Origin of the sequence: Vibrio sp. STUT-A11, assembly GCF_026000435.1 — a bacterium.
In the GTDB taxonomy this organism is placed as follows: Bacteria; Pseudomonadota; Gammaproteobacteria; order Enterobacterales; family Vibrionaceae; genus Vibrio.
The window spans coordinates 832,854-851,035 of the sequence record NZ_AP026763.1 but is presented as its reverse complement, the minus strand read 5'-3'; the positions used below and the strand labels follow the sequence as shown (position 1 = coordinate 851,035).

At 45.1% G+C, this 18,182-nt stretch carries 22 protein-coding genes; 8 read left to right on the top strand and 14 right to left on the bottom strand.

Annotated elements, in window-relative coordinates:
- Positions 1-230 precede the first annotated feature (230 nt).
- From fliS to OO774_RS03970, 9 genes are all read right to left on the bottom strand, one after another.
- The gene (gene fliS, locus OO774_RS04010; protein WP_264904924.1) at positions 231-641 is read right to left on the bottom strand and encodes a flagellar export chaperone FliS; all 411 of its coding nucleotides are present in this window, start codon (positions 639-641) and stop codon (positions 231-233) included.
- 13 nt (positions 642-654) lie between these two features.
- Positions 655-960 (bottom strand): flagellar protein FliT, encoded by a 306-nt coding sequence (locus OO774_RS04005; protein ID WP_264904922.1) that lies wholly within the window; start codon positions 958-960, stop codon positions 655-657.
- Between the two features lie 3 nt (positions 961-963).
- Positions 964-2,973 carry a flagellar filament capping protein FliD gene (gene fliD, locus OO774_RS04000; protein WP_264904920.1) on the bottom strand — a complete coding sequence of 670 codons (2,010 nt, stop codon included), beginning with the start codon at positions 2,971-2,973 and terminating at the stop codon, positions 964-966.
- Between the two features lie 20 nt (positions 2,974-2,993).
- Entirely contained in the window at positions 2,994-3,428 is a 435-nt protein-coding gene (gene flaG, locus OO774_RS03995) for a flagellar protein FlaG (RefSeq protein ID WP_264904918.1), read from the bottom strand.
- A 63-nt stretch (positions 3,429-3,491) separates the two neighbouring features.
- Positions 3,492-4,622, bottom strand: coding sequence for a flagellin (locus OO774_RS03990; RefSeq protein ID WP_264904916.1), 1,131 nt, complete (start codon positions 4,620-4,622; stop codon positions 3,492-3,494).
- A gap of 299 nt (positions 4,623-4,921) precedes the next feature.
- On the bottom strand, positions 4,922-6,055 hold the full coding sequence (locus tag OO774_RS03985) for a flagellin (RefSeq protein ID WP_264904914.1): 1,134 nt from the start codon (positions 6,053-6,055) through the stop codon (positions 4,922-4,924).
- Positions 6,056-6,317: 262 nt separating this feature from the next.
- A complete protein-coding gene (locus tag OO774_RS03980; protein ID WP_264904912.1) occupies positions 6,318-7,451 on the bottom strand; it encodes a flagellin in 1,134 nt (377 codons plus the stop codon).
- Positions 7,452-7,825: 374 nt separating this feature from the next.
- Complete coding sequence (locus OO774_RS03975; protein WP_264904910.1) at positions 7,826-8,728, bottom strand: Dyp-type peroxidase; 903 nt, start codon at positions 8,726-8,728, stop codon at positions 7,826-7,828.
- A gap of 50 nt (positions 8,729-8,778) precedes the next feature.
- Complete coding sequence (locus OO774_RS03970) at positions 8,779-9,264, bottom strand: DUF2919 domain-containing protein (RefSeq protein WP_264904908.1); 486 nt, start codon at positions 9,262-9,264, stop codon at positions 8,779-8,781.
- 220 nt (positions 9,265-9,484) lie between these two features.
- On the opposite strand from OO774_RS03970, the gene OO774_RS03965 reads away from it, so the two are divergent.
- Both OO774_RS03965 and OO774_RS03960 read left to right on the top strand, forming a co-directional pair.
- Entirely contained in the window at positions 9,485-9,841 is a 357-nt protein-coding gene (locus tag OO774_RS03965) for a DUF2956 domain-containing protein (RefSeq protein WP_264904906.1), read from the top strand.
- A gap of 1 nt (position 9,842) precedes the next feature.
- Positions 9,843-10,172: a DUF4156 domain-containing protein gene (locus tag OO774_RS03960; protein WP_264904904.1), complete on the top strand. Its 330-nt coding sequence runs from the start codon at positions 9,843-9,845 to the stop codon at positions 10,170-10,172.
- Between the two features lie 49 nt (positions 10,173-10,221).
- On the opposite strand, the gene OO774_RS03955 is transcribed toward OO774_RS03960, so the two are convergent.
- Positions 10,222-10,509, bottom strand: a complete 288-nt coding sequence (locus OO774_RS03955) for a helix-turn-helix domain-containing protein (protein WP_014232685.1) — start codon at positions 10,507-10,509, stop codon at positions 10,222-10,224.
- 328 nt (positions 10,510-10,837) lie between these two features.
- Here OO774_RS03955 and OO774_RS03950 point away from each other — a divergent pair, with 328 nt between their 5' ends.
- Genes OO774_RS03950 through OO774_RS03935 form a run of 4 tightly spaced genes read left to right on the top strand, consistent with a single transcriptional unit; the run spans position 10,838 to position 13,277 of the window.
- Entirely contained in the window at positions 10,838-11,188 is a 351-nt protein-coding gene (locus OO774_RS03950) for an ArsC family reductase (protein WP_264904901.1), read from the top strand.
- Positions 11,189-11,206: 18 nt separating this feature from the next.
- Positions 11,207-12,343 (top strand): succinyl-diaminopimelate desuccinylase, encoded by a 1,137-nt coding sequence (gene dapE, locus OO774_RS03945; RefSeq protein WP_264904899.1) that lies wholly within the window; start codon positions 11,207-11,209, stop codon positions 12,341-12,343.
- 32 nt (positions 12,344-12,375) lie between these two features.
- The gene (locus OO774_RS03940; RefSeq protein WP_264904897.1) at positions 12,376-13,077 is read left to right on the top strand and encodes a M15 family metallopeptidase; all 702 of its coding nucleotides are present in this window, start codon (positions 12,376-12,378) and stop codon (positions 13,075-13,077) included.
- Positions 13,074-13,277, top strand: coding sequence for a DUF2897 family protein (locus tag OO774_RS03935; RefSeq protein ID WP_264904895.1), 204 nt, complete (start codon positions 13,074-13,076; stop codon positions 13,275-13,277). The genes OO774_RS03940 and OO774_RS03935 overlap by 4 nt, the downstream gene beginning before the upstream one ends.
- A 63-nt stretch (positions 13,278-13,340) precedes the next feature.
- Here OO774_RS03935 and bamC read toward each other — a convergent pair whose 3' ends face one another.
- On the bottom strand, positions 13,341-14,360 hold the full coding sequence (gene bamC / locus OO774_RS03930) for an outer membrane protein assembly factor BamC (protein ID WP_264904893.1): 1,020 nt from the start codon (positions 14,358-14,360) through the stop codon (positions 13,341-13,343).
- A 56-nt stretch (positions 14,361-14,416) separates the two neighbouring features.
- Complete coding sequence (gene dapA, locus OO774_RS03925; RefSeq protein ID WP_264904891.1) at positions 14,417-15,301, bottom strand: 4-hydroxy-tetrahydrodipicolinate synthase; 885 nt, start codon at positions 15,299-15,301, stop codon at positions 14,417-14,419.
- A 384-nt stretch (positions 15,302-15,685) separates the two neighbouring features.
- Between dapA and OO774_RS03920 the strand changes: the two genes are divergently transcribed.
- Both OO774_RS03920 and bcp read left to right on the top strand, forming a co-directional pair.
- Entirely contained in the window at positions 15,686-16,228 is a 543-nt protein-coding gene (locus OO774_RS03920; protein ID WP_264904889.1) for a glycine cleavage system protein R, read from the top strand.
- Positions 16,229-16,244: 16 nt separating this feature from the next.
- Positions 16,245-16,715: a thioredoxin-dependent thiol peroxidase gene (gene bcp, locus OO774_RS03915; RefSeq protein WP_264904888.1), complete on the top strand. Its 471-nt coding sequence runs from the start codon at positions 16,245-16,247 to the stop codon at positions 16,713-16,715.
- A gap of 103 nt (positions 16,716-16,818) precedes the next feature.
- Here the strand turns inward: bcp and OO774_RS03910 are convergent, their stop codons facing one another.
- Both OO774_RS03910 and OO774_RS03905 read right to left on the bottom strand, forming a co-directional pair.
- Positions 16,819-17,892 (bottom strand): AI-2E family transporter, encoded by a 1,074-nt coding sequence (locus OO774_RS03910; protein ID WP_264904886.1) that lies wholly within the window; start codon positions 17,890-17,892, stop codon positions 16,819-16,821.
- Positions 17,893-18,129, bottom strand: coding sequence for a sulfurtransferase TusA family protein (locus tag OO774_RS03905; protein WP_264906064.1), 237 nt, complete (start codon positions 18,127-18,129; stop codon positions 17,893-17,895).
- Positions 18,130-18,182 lie beyond the last annotated feature (53 nt).

Below are 18,182 nucleotides of genomic sequence, written 5' to 3'. Positions count from 1 at the left end.
CGAATGAGTGTTAAGAAAAGCGGAAACGCCACACTCAATGACCGAGAGACATAGGGGAAATCAGCAACAAAAAAAGCCATTAGGGCTACTAATGGCGCTTATTTTATTTAAATATAAAAATAAGGCAACCAAGCAATCGAGAGCTCTAAGTGTGAATGTGACCCAAATAAGCAACCCATTGCACAACCAAGCAATATGTATTCAATCAGTATAACAATTTGTTTTAATTATTAAATACCGACTTCTTCGGCTGTTAGGTTATGGAACTCTGTTGGGATCTGATCCCACGCTGATTTTATCTCTCGAATAATATCAATAACATCATCAATTAGTTGCGGATCATTTTGGTGATTGGCTGCAGAAATTTGCGTAATCATAAATTCATAAAGTGAATCTAAGTTTGAGGCAATATCCCCGCCATCGTCCATTGACAAGCAACTTCTCAGCGCAATGATAATGTCTAATGCCTTACCTAGACGCTCACCTTTTACTGGAATGTTACCAGCTTGCATCGCTGCTTTGCCTTGAATCAGGCGCTCAACCGCTCCCGCCATTAGCATTTGAATGACTTTGTGCGGAGAAGCCGCGCTCAACTGGCTGTCGACTGATACCTTTTTATATGCTTGCAAAGATCCGCGCATAGTAATCCTCTTTCTAAATAAACTTTTTGTATTGCTGAAGCGATCGTTGACCATAGCGCAATTTGTGCAGCTCTTTTCCTGCCTTTGACGTCTCTGATTGCATCAGCTCAACAATATTTTGGGTACGAGCAAGCAAGTCTTGCCACTCGACTTCTTGCTTAAGCAATGGATTTTGCCGAACCGTTGACAGCAAATTTTGCAATAAGCTTTCTCTGATATCGACCAAGCGAAGAATTTCTTCAGTATTAATATCGACTTTTTGCAGTTCTTGGCTAATGCATTGATCCAGAGCATTAATTTCGATAAGTTCGCTTCGCATCGATTAACCCAGCGCACTCATTAAAGCGCCTAACTGACCTTGCATCTTACCGGTTGCATCTTGCATGGCAGAAAATTTGGCATGGGTACGTTTTTCTAAGCTCTCCATGCGGCGATCGAGCGCTGCTTGATCATCGCTCAAGCGATAATTCTGTTCTGTAAGGCTTTTTTCTCGAGTACGAATGCTACCGGTAATACCAGTAATGCCGTGAATGGCATCTTCGATGCGTTTTGCGAAGCCGGTATTACCGCCAAAGAACGTTTCCAGTTCATTGAAGTTATTGTTCAACTGACGATCTAGCATGTCGTAGTTAATTTCTAGCGTCCCCTGACGAGTCGTGGTGATACCAAACTCTGTGAGTGACTTGAGGTTTTCTGGCGCTTTATCGATTTGGGAGGAAAATACCGATTTAAGTCTGGCGTCGGCGCTTCGTACTGTGCTGTCTCCAGATAACGGACCTTTTTGTCCGGTCAGTGGATCGACGCTCGCCAATGCCTGGGAGGTTTGATAGAACGAGTTGTAAGCCGCAACAAAGTTTTCAATATCGCTGCGCACGCCCTGACGGTCATATTCAACGCCTATTTCAGCAGGCGTTTGATTCGGTCCAGACTTCCCCTTCAATGTGAGGTCAACACCTTCTATGGCGTCTTCTATAACGTTGTTGTGACTGGAAAGTTTGGCAACGCCATCTAGTAATACGACCGAGTCCTGGCCAGCCTGAACTTCGGTCATGCCACTATAGCCTTCAAACATTGATTGGGCCTGAGCAATTTTCGCTTCGGCAGCGTCTATTTTTTCCAGTCGCTCACGCTCTTCAGGATCGAGCTTAGAGCGGTGGATCTGCTTCGCTTGCTCTTGCGTCAATTCACCACGCTTTACTCTGTCATCAAGATCCTGTTTTTCATCGGCAATTTTCTGCTCGATTTGTGCTTTTTCTTGATCCAGCTGTTGTTTTGCTTCTTTGGTGGTGACATAAGAGTCGGTCAACGTACCAGATGCGGCATTACTCCAGCCCGGAACATCGGGCGCTTTTTCAATCGCTTTTTCATCCAACTCCAGTTCTGGTTCTTGGTAAGAATCAAGTAAGGTGCCTGAAGCGGTTTCCGTCCAACCAGGAATACGATCCTCAGGACGCCAACTTGCACGCTGTTGCGCTTTATCGAGCGCATCTTGTCCCGCTTTGGCAGCTGCTGCGCCGGCAGCAGAAACAGGCTCACCAACTATACTCCCTTGTTGAGTTGCTAATTCCTCTTGCGAGGATTGCATTTCAGGAGGTAGAGGGTTGCCGCTTTCATCCAGTAAAACTGGTTTAGCTGATGGTTCTTGAGCCTGCAAAGGCCCTAACACCTCTTCGGCTGCAGCACGTGCTGCTTCCACAGCTCGTACTCGCTCTTCAAGTGTTTGGTAAGCGAACTTGTTTAGTGGGTTACCTTGTTCGGCGTCCACTGTGACGGTAATTTGGTGATCCTCACCGGAGTGGTTGGAGGCAAGGATAAGTCGAGGGCCATCCGCATCGTTAATAAGAGAGGCACGAACTCCTGTGTTATCTCTCGCACCATTAATGTTACGAACGACATCAGCGAGCTTAGATCTTGAACGGACACTGATGTTAAAACTGTCTTCACCAAGCGAAATATGCAGCTTACCCGGGCCAAACTTTGCGTCTTCTGGTAAAACATCAGACGCAACTTTATGGCTTTGTGCAAGCTGCAACACATCGATAGCATACTTACCAGCTATAGCATCGGTAGTTGCGGTGGCAGATACGATCTTATCGTCCGTGGTCTCAACCGTCCTGGCAGCAAAAGCTTTTTCCTGACGGAAGTTCACCATAAGGTTTTTCATCGTATCCAACGATTCTCTGAGTCGCCCATAGGCACTGATGCTGGCATCTATCGTCGTGCGTTCATTGTTAATACGTTGCTGCTTTGGTACACGCTCGGCATCGACAATTTTGCTGACCATGGTGTTAATATCCATGCCGCCAGACATCCCCAATGGGCCTAAACTCATTAAATCACCTCTAAAAATGACTACACTTTTTCAACTAACAAACCGCTATTAGCTGTGTGCTCAGCTAGGCGACGCAAAACAACCAGCATGTCTTCATCAGGAATTTGACGAATCACGTCGCCAGTATTGGCTTCGTAAATCGTCACAACGTCTCGGCCAGATTCCTCATCCACGCGAAACGCCACTCCCTTGTTTATGGATGTCACAAACTCATTCATTTGTGCGACCATTTTTTCACGTTCTTCTCTGTTCAGCTCCTGACGGCTTTCCGCCATTTTCATCACAGTTTGAACAGAGAGATCGTGCTCGGTGTTTTTCACTTGTGGCTGAGAAATATCACCGACTGAACTTGCTGGGTCCGGCATACCTATGCCATAGCCATTTTTACTAGCAACTTTGGTGCCATCCTCTGCACCGTAAGACTGGATGTTCGATGTGTAGGAGGCTATTTCCATTACAATCTCCCTTCCAACTTATGAGCTAACGATAGGGTCCATCGCTTTACTGAACCAGCCGTGTTAGCCCAACAAGCTTAGCGCTGCAGATGGTGACTGCTTCGCTTGTGCCAGGATTGAAGTACTCGCTTGCTGAAGGATTTGCGACTTAGTCATTGCCGTTGTTTCCTTCGCGTAGTCGGTATCTTTAATACGGCTCTTAGACGCATTAACGTTTTCATTAATGTTATCTAAGTTGCTGATCGCATGGTTAAAGCGGTTTTGGAACGCACCAAGTGACGCACGCTGGCTGTCCACTGACTTAAGTGCACCATCGATAACAGCTACAGCTTCTTGAGAGCCCGCGACTGAAGTAACATCGATGTCTTGAACCGTGACATCTTTTGCATCACCGAAACCAATTTCACCAGCCAGGTTGCCAGAGAATTCAACGTCGCCAGTCACTTTTTGCGACGAAGCAAACACTTGCAGCTTACCATCTTCGCCAACTGATGCTTTTACGTCATCGCTTTGACCGTTGATATAAGTGGCTAGTTGCTCAAGATCATCACCTTGTTTTGCATTGATGGTCAGCTTTTGCTCTTCACCTTGCGCGTTGGTGTAATTCATTTGAAGCTTAGTTTTTTCACCCACTGCCCAGGATGCATCTTTACCTTCTTCTGCGGCGTAGCTCTTACCACCCATAGCAGAAGTGTCCGAACGCAGACTATCCAGAGAAAGCATCACTGCTTCACCTGAGTCCGCTCCGATTTGGAAAGATTGAGTACCGTAAGTACCGTTAAGTAACTTGTTACCACCAAAAGAGGTGGTTTCCGCAATACGGTTTAGTTCGTCGTTTAGTGCGGTCACTTCTTCCTGAATCGCGACACGTTCTGCTTTTGAGTTAGAACCGTTCGAAGACTGAAGTGAAAGGTCACGCATACGTTGTAAGATATTAGTCGATTCATCCATTGCACCTTCAGCAACCTGTGCAACAGAAATACCGTCGTTAGCGTTTTTCACCGCCATGTCCAGGCCACGACTTTGTGCATTCAAACGGTTTGAAATCTGTAGACCCGCCGCATCGTCTTTCGCGCTATTGATTTTATAACCCGAAGACAAGCGCTCCATTGATTTTTGTTGACCATCCGCGGCCTGATTCAGGTAACGCTGTGCGGTCATTGCAGAAACGTTGGTATTAACGTTAATCGCCATAATTGATCTCCTTAAGGCTTTTGTGAATGTACCTTCGTGTCTCTCACCTCACTTAGGTACATCTCATTTCTCTCAATCCCTTTAACGGCGATCAATACCTATCCTTTAGGAGAATTTTCCATTTTTTTGCGCTTACTTTCTTCGACTTAGCGAAGTGTGACCTCCATTCAATGTGGCCAAATAACCCATCGGTGTATTTTCGTCAGATAGAAAAAAACCCAGCCGAAGCTGGGTTTACTCGCTCATCTCTCACCACGAGCCAATGAGGTTCTTGCCTGAGGTTAATGTTGGTATAACGCTTAACCTAGCAGACTTAGCGCTGAGTTCGGCGCTTGTTTCGCTTGCGCAAGGATTGAACTTGACGCTTGCGATAGAATTTGAGACTTGGTCATTTGTGTCGTTTCTTTGGCGAAGTCGGTATCTTTAATACGGCTCTTCGACGCATTCACGTTCTCGTTAATGTTATCCAAGTTGTTGATTGCATGGTCGAAACGGTTTTGGAATGCACCTAACTCTGCGCGATGGCTGTCTACGTATTTCAGAGCAGCATCAATGATAGCTACGGATTCTTGCGCTCCGCCCACTGACGTTACATCAATAGAATCAACTGTTACTTTATTACCTTCACCCAGGCCTAATTCACCAGATAGGCCACCAGAGAATGACAGCTCACCATCCACTTTGTTGTTACCAGCAAAGACTTGTAACTTGCCATCTTCATTAACTGATGCTTTTACCAAGTCAGTCTGACCGTTGATGTAGGTTGCCAGCTCTTCAATATCATCGCCAGCTTTTGCATTAATCGAGATTTCTTGCTCTTGACCAAAGCTGTCTGTCAGACTGATTTTCATGTCTGATTTATCCGCAGACACATTCCAGTCTTTACTTTTGCCATTTTCAGCTTGGTAGCTAAGACCACCCATCATACTGTTGTCAGAACGCATATCTTTCAGCTCAAGCATCACTGCTTCGCCATTATCTGCGCCAATTTGGAATGATTTGGTGCCATACGTGCCGTTAAGAAGCTTGTTACCGCCAAAAGAGGTGGTTTCTGCAATACGATTCAGCTCGTCGTTCAGTGCAGTCACTTCTTCCTGAATCGCAACACGTTCTGCTTTTGAGTTAGAACCGTTCGAAGACTGAAGCGAAAGGTCACGCATACGTTGCAGAATATTGGTGGTTTCGTTCATCGCTCCTTCAGCAGTTTGTGCAACGGAAATACCGTCATTCGCGTTGCGAACAGCCACATCCAGACCACGGCTTTGTACATTCAAACGGTTCGAGATTTGCAAGCCAGCAGCATCATCTTTTGCGCTATTGATCTTAAAGCCTGAAGACAGACGCTCCATAGACGCTTGTTGAGATGAGTTTGCATTGTTTAGGTAACGCTGAGCGGTCATCGCTGATACGTTTGTGTTTACAGTCACTGCCATGGTGATTTCTCCAATTGATTTTCCGGTGTAGCGGTTTCCGACGTCTCGGAAAACCAAGTAGTTCTCTCAAAGTTACTTTTATTAACGACGCAAAATCTGATTTCTTTAGGAAAAATCTTCGATTTTTTAGAAAAAAGTTCATTTTTAGGGGCGATCGTGACGAAATAGATAAAAAAGCAAAAAAACGTCAAATTTTAACTAAAGCTTCTTTTGTCCCTGTCGATACAGGCTGTTTTTTTTATAAATTTTAAGGAAGATGGCATTAGCCCAGTAAAGATAAAACAAGATTTGGCGCTTGTTTCGCTTGCGCAAGAATAGAGGTACTGACCTGTTGCAAGATCTGCTGTTTGACCATCTGCGTGGTTTCTTTGGCATAGTCTGTGTCTAAGATTCGACTATTAGAAGCAGAGAGATTCTCATGAATATTGTCTAAGTTGTTTATCGCATGATTAAAACGATTTTGATAAGCACCGAGCTCGGCACGGTGACTATCTACATATTTCATCGCCGTATCCAGAATCGCCACCGCTTGCTGAGCCCCACCAACGCTGGAGACATCGATGTTGTCGACCGCTTGATACTCTTTAAGCTCCAAACCTAACTCGTTCGCCAGCTTGCCAGAAAACGAAATCGTGCCAGACGTTTCTTTGCCTGCCATGAAAAGCTGTAATTGACCTCTTTCATTGACAGAGGCGGACACTTTGTCAGTTTGACCATTAATGTAGGTGGCTAAGGTTTCAATATCATCACCGGCTTTAGCGTTAATTTGGATGTGTTCCGTTTCACCCAAGCGGTTAATAAAAGACATGTTAAGTTCGTTTACACCCCCCTTAACTTTCCAATCTGTCCCAGCTCTTCCCTGTGAGATATAACTGAACCCACCCATATCTAACCCATCGGTGCGCATAGACTTTAATTCGACTTGTACCGCTTCTCCTGACGCTGCGCCAATCTGAAAGGCTGATTTACCGAAGGTGCCATTAAGTAATTTACGTCCGCCAAACGCGGTAGTTTCAGCAATACGACTCAACTCATCATTCAGCGCACTGACTTCTTCTTGCAGTGCACTTCGTTCTGCATTGCTGTTTGAACCATTCGCAGACTGTAAGGAGAGATCACGCATACGCTGCATGATATTGCTAACTTCATTCATTGCGCCTTCTGCGGTCTGCATGATCGAAATACCATCGTTAGCATTGCGAACCGCAACATCTAAGCCACGCATCTGCGCTTGTAAGCGATTAGATATCTGCAAACCTGCAGCATCATCTTTTGCGCTGTTAATACGCTTCCCTGAAGACAAACGCTCCATAGATTGGTTCAACATGTCAGTTGCGTTGGTCAAATGACGCTGTGCCACCAGAGCTGAAATATTGGTATTAACGGTGATAGCCACAAATATGTGCTCCAATAAGATGAAGGTATTGGATATTTATCGGCCGGATTCTTGGAAGGTTTAGTGCTTTTAGGCAACAAGATAGGAAGCGAAAGAAAAATAACACAGCAGAGACAAACACTTCGAGTGTGGACAATGCCTTTCGCTTTTTGATTCTTATTGGGTCATTCCAGCGAGCCCTAGCGAGACTAGGAATCTAATATCAGCGTGCAGAGAATAGATAGATAATTCTTTGACTACAAAGTACTCGGATAGAAGATCCTGAATCACGCTCCTTCGTCGCTTTTCAGGATGACGGCAGACTGGGATAGCCGCTCGCGGTTAAACGAACGGCCTTATCAATCTGGAGGGTTTGGAAAAGTAGCAACTTAAACTTATTTGATAGCTAGTTCCGCCAGCATTTCCTGTGATGGAGCAAAGAAGTATGCGCCAGTTACTGCTTTAGTAAAACGCAGTAGTTGGTCAGTTTTGCCATCCGTCACACCGTACATGCTCTCCAGCATCACTTTGATGTTATGCAGAGTATGACAGTAGCAGATAAACAACAGGCCGTGAGCCCCCGTCACTGTACCGTATGGCAAGCTGTGACGAACGATCTTCAAGCCTTTACCTTCTTCTTTGATGTCTACACGGCCAACGTGAGACGCTGCTGGCACATCATCCAGCTCAATCGAGTCTGGCTTAGTACGGCCAATGACTTTCTCTTGTGCTTTTACGTTCAAACGGTTCCATGCCGGGAGGTTGTGTTCAAAACGCTGAGCCATTACGTAGCTACCACCAGCAAATGGGCCTTCTTTGATCAAGGCTACCTCAGCTCGTGCTTCGCCTTCTGGGTTCTCTGTGCCATCGATAAAGTCAGTCATATCACGGGCATCCAGATAACGGTAGCTATACGTTTCATCAACAACGGTGACATCTTCTACTGTCTCTGTCAGAAACTTACGCAGTACGTAAAAATGTAAATCGTGACGAGTGGAGTGACAGTGAATGAGTACATCGACATCGCTTGCTGGAGCAACAATGTCCCCTTCCCCTAGCTGTGGGAAGTCAATTAACTCTTCAGGTACATCAACATTTAGGTGCTGCCAGAATGCTTTTGTGAATGCGATAGACAGTGTGAGATCAGCACCTGGCTGGCTGTTATTTAGCTCCTCAACCAGCTTTGGAAGCGCTTTAAGTTTCGCCAATACGTGGTCACGGTTTTGGTTTACTTTCAGTTGAGTAAACAGTGCAAATGGTCCTGCTTCTGGCACGATAGCCGTTTGAGCTTGTAACATTGAGGTATCCTCTATACTTTGCCCCTGTGCGGGAATCTATTGATTTTTATTTAATTATTTGAAGGCTGCTCTTTATTATGCTCAAAATGAGGCACATTAAAACAGTCTTTCACCCACCTTCCATTCAGAAAGTAGATCATAAACCAGGTGAGTAAGGTGATGGTCAGCGCGTTTGCCCAATTGAATACACCATGCTCTAGATACACATGATACAGGGTCTGAGCAAGTTGAATAGCGCACAAGATCAAAGTCACCTCTCGGCCATAGCTCGTTATTTTATTCACCCATCTTCGATCAGGTTGACGTAACCCCATCAACCACATCAATAGCAGACTGGGAATACCCATCGATAAACCTAAATATAGTGTGCTCGAGTCTGGATAGACAATCGACAGCAGTTTACTTCCACTCTCCCGGCTGACACCTGCCATGGCAAACACCACCCAAGATCGGGCAAGAAACATCCACCCTAGCCAAACAAAAATCGGCGCTTTCAAAAATCCATGAGCGTCATATTGATCAAATGTGTAGCGCACAATATCTTCTTCTTTAATAACTTACTGCGGTCACTTTACCTGATCACAGAGAAACTGCAACGCAAGCCCCTACTGGCATCAGTAAAGTATCCCCCCCAACTAAAACAAGAGAAAGCTTATTCAGAACTTGCGCTAGACGGTTCATTTCAACCCGCTTGACGAGTAGACTAGGCTTAAGTAATTTCAAGATGCAGGCTCTTACTGCCGAGTAAATAAAGACATGAAAAAGAAAAATACCGCAGCTCCCGTCCCTTCCCAAGAAACCCAGAATGAAGCCATGAGCATTGCCAAAGCCACGCAGAAGCCAGGGCAAACGAAAGAACAAACCAAACTGATTGCGCAAGGCATCGAGAAAGGTATCGCACTGTATAAAAAGCAACAGAAGGAACGAAGCCGACAAGCAGACAAAGCCAAAAAGAAACAGCAAAGAGAAAAACAACGTCAGACCGAAGAACAAACACAACACGAGCCTCAAACTGCCGTCGAACCCGCGACGAAAAAATCATCCGTGCTACCATGGGTGCTACTTGTTCTCAGTTGGATTGGTTTCGCCGCCACTATTTTCATGGGGAAATAATATGCTTCGCCTCATCCTTGTTATTTCAACCCTCATGCTCTCTGGTTGCTCATTGACACCTCTTCATTCGGACGATAAAAACCAGCAGGTCGAAATACGGATAGATGGCCAGTTTGATCCAGCCCAATGCGAGTACCTCGGTGAAGTAACTGGCAGTGAAGGACATTGGTATAGCTACCTGTTCTATACTAACGATGACATGATCAAAGGCGCGACTAACGACTTAAAAAACAACGCAATGGCTATCGGTGCAGATACGGTATTTATGGTTTCTCCACAGTATTTTGTAACGTCATTCACAGTACTTGGGGCTGCATACCGCTGTAAGTAATTCGTTCTGTCTATTCAGCGATAGATAAAAAAAGCCAGCGATTGCTGGCTTATGCACGAAATCCAAGGCTACTAGCGATATCTCGCTCTCGCTCCAGAACCCATTGACTATCAAAAGGTCCCCAATCCGAAAGTTGGTAATAGCCATCATTATGACGTCGACCATCTTGAACAAATATAAGCTCGATGCCGATACCCGGTAATGCCTTTAGTACATCTTGAATTGTACGTCGAGGCCACCCCGTTTGTTCGATTAATTTTGGTACATTTGGCCTTTCCAGGCTTTCGACCAACAAGGCCAAATATAACCGCCTTGCAAAAACAGGACTCAACTCCATTGACACCTCCTAAACTTGTGCTGAATCATTATTTCGTTTTTGCACAGCGAGATGTTGCGTTTGATCAATAACTCGACTTATCCACCCTTTTTTGGTGTCTTTTTACTCAAATTCCTACAAGTTAATTCCCAATTTGACTCATTCTGTAAGTTACCAACGTTTACAACTCGGCAATTTGGTTTGGTTAGAAGACATAAATTATTCTCTATCGCATTTTGTCAGTTTGTTTGCTTCTTGGTAGGATGCGATAAATAGCTCAAAATAGCTTGAGCACCTGAGAATCACGGTCTCAGTGCATAAGAACAAAGTAAAGAGAAAAGGAAACATTATGACGATTACCATGTTTGGTATCCCAAACTGCGACACAATTAAAAAAGCCAAGAAATGGTTAGAAGCAGAAGATATCGCGTATGAATTTCATGACTACCGCAAACAAGGCGTAGATGAAGCATTGGTGACAGAATTTTGTGATGCGCTAGGCTGGGAAATCGTGCTCAACAAACGTGGTACCACTTTCCGCCAGTTGACTCAGGAACAGAAAGATTCTCTGAATGAAGAAAATGCTATCAAACTGCTAGTGGAAAACCCAGCGATGATTAAGCGCCCAATTTTAAAAGTAGATGATCAACTCCATATTGGTTTTAAAGCTGATCAATACACAACGATTTTTAACTCATAAATTAAGGAACACTCAAGGATGACAGACAGTCCAGTACTGGCTCTTGCGAAAGACCTAATCAGCAGACAATCCGTAACGCCTGAAGACGCGGGCTGCCAGGACTTAATGATCGAGCGACTAAAAGCGCTTGGTTTTGAAATCGAAGTCATGGTGTTTGAAGATACAACCAACTTTTGGGCTCGCCGTGGTACCGAAGCACCGCTATTTGCCTTTGCTGGCCACACTGACGTAGTACCTGCGGGCAAGCTTGAACAATGGGATACTCATCCATTTGAGCCAACAATAATCGATGGCTACCTGCATGGTCGCGGTGCGGCGGATATGAAAGGCTCTCTGGCAGCAATGATTGTCGCTGTTGAACGCTTTATCGAAGAAAACCCGGACCACAAAGGCTCTATCGGCTTTTTGATTACTTCAGATGAAGAAGGGCCTTTCATCAATGGTACCGTTCGCGTGGTAGAAGCGCTGATGGAACGTGGTGAAAACATAGATATGTGTATCGTTGGTGAGCCTTCAAGTACCGAGATCGTTGGTGATGTCGTAAAAAATGGTCGCCGTGGTTCAATCACAGGTGATCTTACGGTTAAAGGTACTCAGGGACACGTGGCGTATCCACATCTCGCCAATAACCCTGTTCACTCTTCTCTGTTAGCGATTCACGAATTAGCGACAACGGAATGGGATAAAGGCAACGACTACTTCCCGCCAACCAGCTTCCAGATTCCGAACGTGTCGGCTGGTACTGGTGCTTCAAACGTCATTCCGGGTGAATTCAACGTTCAGTTTAACCTGCGTTTCAGCACCGAGCTCAGCAATGAGATCATTGTTGAACGTATCACTGAGACACTGAATAAGTACGACCTGAACTACGAGCTAGACTGGACTTTCAACGGTGACCCGTTCCTAACCGATACTGGCGCATTACTGGATGCCGTTGTAGCTGCCGTTGACGAAGTAAACCATACTAAACCAGCACTGCTGACAACAGGCGGTACTTCGGATGGTCGTTTTATCGCTCGTATGGGTGGCCAGGTAGTGGAGCTTGGACCAGTAAACGCCACCATTCACAAAGTGAATGAGTGCGTGAAAGTTGACGACTTAGAAAAGTTAACGGACATGTACCAAAATACGCTTAAGCATTTATTGGCGAAGTAATCGGCCGCTAACAGCCAGTTAACGAGAACAACATGACACCATCGCAACTAACAGGAACCACCGATTCTCATCTTCAATCAACCATGATTGGTCAGAAAGCCTTTTTGCTTCATCCAGAAGTGGCTCATGACCTGCTCAGAATGATTGAGGCTGCAACGGATGCTGGTTTTAAAATGGAGATTGCCAGCGGCTTTAGAGATTTTTCGCGTCAGCGCTCAATCTGGAACGGAAAGTTTTCTGGTGAGTTGCCCATTCTTGATTCAGACTCGAAGCCACTGAATAAGTCTGCTTTGAGTGATGAAGAGAAGTTAATGGCAATTCTGCGCTGGTCTGCTCTACCCGGGGGTAGTCGTCACCACTGGGGATGTGATTTTGATGTCTATGCGCGTAACTTGTTACCTGAAGGTACCGCTCTGCAACTGGAGCCTTGGGAGTATCTAGACGGCCACCAACATGAGTTCTATCTGTGGTTGAAAGCACATCTCGATAAATTTGGTTTTTTCTTCCCTTATAAAGAAGATCTTGGTGGCGTTGCGATGGAACCGTGGCATATTAGTCATAAAGCTGTTGGTCAGGAATGTTGCTCACAGGTAACGCCCGAGCTGCTGAGAAGTGAACTGATGAAACAAAATCAGCAGCATAATATTGCGGGAATAGATTCAATACTAAATAATTTAGATAAGATTGTGTCTACGTTTATTCGTAACATTACGCCACCGCCGGAGGCGCTATGATAGAACTGCTCACTAACCCATGGGTTATCATCATTGTCGTGTTAAGTGTCATCATCGGTAATATTGCCGCATTGAAATACACCGCCAAAATGAAGTTTGATCAAATGGATAAAAGTCGTAAGAACGATTTAGATAAATTGAACGAGCTCGATCAGGAACGCTACGGGGAAAAAGACAAAAAAGACGATCCTTCTCGTTAATGAATACCAACTAAAAAGGGACCAAACGGTCCCTTTTTTCTAATAATAGCCAGTGCTTTTCAATTACTGCTTCACCACTGCGGCCAAAACTGGCGCCAGTGATTTAAGGAATGCTTCTTCAACCGGCTTACCTGAAGAGTCGGTAATATTGATTGATGTTCGGTTACCCAAGTCGCCAAATAGGAAGGTGTATTTACCCGCATCCAAATCAACGGGTTTAACGCCAATCTCATTCCAGAATTCATCATCCGGTGATGCGTATTTCGCTTCTACTGTACCCTGAGATTGAGTACGATCTTCAATAGTGAAACCCATCTTCGGCAGAATAACTGGCAGACGCGGCCACAATACGTCATATTGAGCACGAGCGATGATGACAGGAAGACCACTTCGGTCTGTGCCCATCGTAACAGGGATCTGTTTTACCAGCTCCTGAGCTTTACGCTGCGCATCTTCACGAACTAGTTGATCGTAGCGAGCGGTTACCAGGTTAGTCATGAACACATTGTAACGTTCACGGTTAGTCGGAGTGACTTCTTTAATTTGACCACCTTCACGCCAATCAATAAGACTGACTTTGAATCCATAACGACTACCAGCCTGTGTACGCAGTATCTCGTATCGGCTGCCAATCTCCATGTCTTCATCAGCAGAATCCCAAGTTACCCAACCCGTTTCAATACGCGAATCGGTTTGGCTCTCAACCGGAATTCTTCTGGCTTCAACCATGCCTTGTACCGTTTGCCAAACCTTGTCTAACTCGTCTTTACGGAGTAACCACAGCGTCACTTCACCATCTTGACTGCGATCCAAGCGAGCACCAGGAATCAGTTCGAGCACTTGTTGTGGTGGACGAATATCAACGTTTTTACCCACACCACCAGCATACGTACCCTGAGGGATTTCGTAGTTCGGGTAGAGTTGCGGTTGAACACCTTGCGGCGTATTCCATTCACCCAACGTAGGGGTGTTTAAATACTCGAAATCGTCCTTTGCCTGACGACGCTGGGTAGCACCACCTGTACAGGCAGTCAATACGAATACAGCTAATGAACTTAACACTAACTGACTTGAAAGCTTCATTTATACTCCTAAAACACTGAGGGCGCATAGGCCCCCAGAACGTCAATCCTAGTAACTCAATCTTTATAAATACGGGCGTCGGTTAACGCCTGTTCCACGATCGGCTGCATTTTTTCAGAAAGCGTGGTTAGAGGAAGACGCAAGCTACCATCGTCGATCAAACCCAGCTTTTCTGCTGCCCATTTTACTGGGATCGGGCTTGCTTCAACGAACAGATTCTTATGCAGAGTCATTAAGCGCTCGTTTATCGCTTCTGCTTCTTCGTACTTACCTTCACTTGCCAAATGGAACATGTCTGCCATATCTTTCGCTGCGATGTTGTTGGTTACCGAGATAACCCCATTGCCACCAAGCTTAACGAAATCTAAACCCGTCGCATCATCACCACTTAGTAAGATAAAATCTTCGCCACAAAGTTCACGATGAATTGCAACTCTATCCAAATCGCCAGTCGCATCTTTGATACCGACTATATTATCAAGCTTTGACAAGCGTGCCACTGTCTCTGGCTGCATATCAACAGCTGTACGACCCGGTACATTGTAAAGAATGAGTGGCACATCACTCGCTTCTGCGATGGCTTTATAGTGCAGGTACAAACCTTCTTGTGTTGGTTTGTTGTAGTACGGCGTAACACTTAGGAAACCAGCAATGCCAGAATCCGCTAGCAATTTGCTAAATGTCACGGCTTCGTGGGTAGCATTTGCCCCCGTGCCCGCGATCACCGGGATGCGACCGTCAGCAAACTCTACCGCCTTATTTACGACCTTTACATGCTCTTCAATCGTCAGTGTCGCCGACTCTCCGGTTGTGCCTACCGCCACAATACCATCCGAACCAGATTCGATATGGTATTCCACTAGCTTCTGTAAACTGTCAAAGTCTACTTCACCATCCGCTTTGAATGGCGTAATCAGCGCTACGATACTTCCTGAAAACATGTTTATCTCCCTTATTTAGTTCTTTCTGCATGGTACTTTAATGCGATTGAAAAACACAAGAGCGTAAACTCGCTTACAAAGTACAAATGAGTGAATAATTATCAGATGTTAGAGATCTCGCAACTTAAATGCTCACTTTGGTCTGGTTCCTACTAAATTCGATAGTTGTGTTCGTTAACTGATTCAATTTTGAAGAACAAGACGTGAGCCAAACCAAGACCTCATTTTTACTAAGCTCAGAAATATACTCTCTAGAGAACTTAATCAAGTCAGACGTGAGTGAATAAAAAAACCATGTTGTAAACAAAAGCGGACTGACTCGATCTTTCTCTGGTGTATCTGTGCTAACATCTTTCTATTGAAGAAAGGACAAGAAGCTCATTTATGAAGCAACATCTGGTACTTACAGCAGTTGGAACGGATCGTCCAGGTATCTGTAACCAAGTCGTAAAGCTCGTTACGCAAGCTGGCTGTAACATTGTCGATAGCCGAATCGCTATTTTTGGCAATGAATTTACCCTAATTATGCTGCTGACAGGTAGCACCAGTAATATCACTCGTGTCGAAACACAGATGCCTTTACTGGGGCAAGAACACGATCTGATCACAATAATGAAGCGTACCGCCGCTCATGAGTTAATCGACAACAGTTACACCATGGAAGTGTTTATCGAGTCAGAAGACCGCCCGGGGCTCACCGAGAAATTCACTCAATTCTTTGCTGACCAACAGATTGGACTCGACTCGCTAAGCGCACGAACCATCAGCAAATCAAAGATTCAGGCCGATGTCGATCAATTCCACATTGCCATTACTGCATCGGTGAGTGCCGATTGCAACCTGATGCAATTACAAGAAGATTTCGATGAACTTTGTCAGTCGCTCAACGTACAAGGTTCTCTGAATTTCATTAAAAACACACTATAAAGTAAAGGAAATCATAATGAATACGCTGACAGCAGGCTCGCCAGCGCCAGCCTTCTCTTTGCTCGACCAAGACGGCAACACAGTGACACTTGGTGATTTTAAAGGCAAGAAAGTACTTTTCTACTTTTACCCGAAAGCGATGACTCCGGGCTGTACAACGCAAGCAAAAGGCCTGCGTGACATTAAAGCAGAACTCGACACACACAATGTGGTTGTGCTTGGCGTAAGTATCGACCCGGTAAAACGTCTGGGCAAGTTTATCGAGCGCGATGAGCTTAACTTCACACTACTGTCTGACGAAGACCACGCGGTCGCAGACCAGTTTGGTGTTTGGGGTGAAAAGAAATTCATGGGTAAGATCTACGATGGTCTACATCGCATTAGCTTTCTTATCAACGAAGAAGGCGTGATTGAGCACGTGTTCAATAAGTTTAAAACCAAAGACCACCATGAAGTGGTTTTAAATTATCTCAACGAAAACGCGTAAACCGTCGGATTGAGCCGAGCACCTAAATACAACAAAGCCCAGTACATGCTGGGCTTTCTTTTTTTCTCAGGCAGTGAGAATTGATTCACTCAGATTAGTGTAGTTATTCCTGCTCCGCAGGTTCAGTCTCTTCTGTACTCGGTAGCGCATTCCAAACGGCTTTGACTAACGTAGCCAATGGGATAGCGAAGAACACACCCCAAAATCCCCATAACCCGCCAAATACCAACACAGCAATAATGATGGCGACTGGATGGAGGTTTACTGCTTCAGAAAACAGCACTGGCACCAACACGTTCCCGTCCAATGCCTGAATAATCCCGTACGCGAGCAGTAGCCAATAGAACGGCGGTGTAAGCCCCCACTGGAACAGCCCTACGATCGCCACAGGAACAGTAACTGCTGCTGCGCCGATATATGGGATAAGAACGGACAATCCGACTGCGACGGCTAACAATGCGGAATAACGTAAATCCAGAATCGCAAAAGTAACGTAGCTAACCCCGCCAACAATCAAAATTTCCAGCACTTTACCGCGAATATAGTTTGAGATTTGTTCGTTCATCTCGTGCCAGACTTTGTTTGCTAACTTGCGGTTTTTAGGCAAAATACCACTGGCCATACCGAGCATCACTTCTTTGTCTTTCAGCAAAAAGAAGATCAGCAAAGGAACCAGAATTAAATACACCGCTAATGTTGCGAGACTGACTAAAGATGCCAAAGAGCCTTTAACCACGCTTTCCCCAAGACCTAAAGCTTGGTTTTTCGCATTGGTTACGATAGTTTCCACAATCTCCAGGTTCGCGAGCTCCGGATGGCGCTCTGGCAACGTAACAATAAACTTCTGTAAGCCATTGTACATATTGGGGATATCGTTGATTAAGTTACCAACCTGAGTCCAAATGGTTGGTACTAAACCAAACAAAGCAATCAACATCAAACTAATGAAGATCAGCAATACAATGATTACTGCGAGCGTGCGCGGCACCCCCATACGGCACATTTGCACTACCGGCCACTCCAGCAGGTAAGCGAGTACAATCGCCACCAATAGTGGGGCAATGAGATGACCGAAGAAGTAAATAGTGATAAAACCAAACAGCAAAATCGCTACCAGGCTCACTGCATGTGGATCTGAGAATCGACGTTGATACCAACGACTTACCATTTCGAACATCTAAGCGGATTCCTTATTGAAAACAGTCAATGTGTAGTGATCTGATGTTGGTTGGCAATCAACCACGTACCCTTGAGCATTTAGGTATTTCACAATATCTTGTTTAGAGCTGTTATCCGTAACTTGAATGACAAGATTTTGATATTGCGGATTTTCTCCTTTAAATGCCTCAACAGTGTGACGCTTTGCAAGTAACAGTGCCAAGGGGCAGCGTTGCTTACGCAAATCAAGTAGCATGGATTCCATTGTATTGCTCTGCACTTATGATAGGGTTGTATTGTAACGGCTTT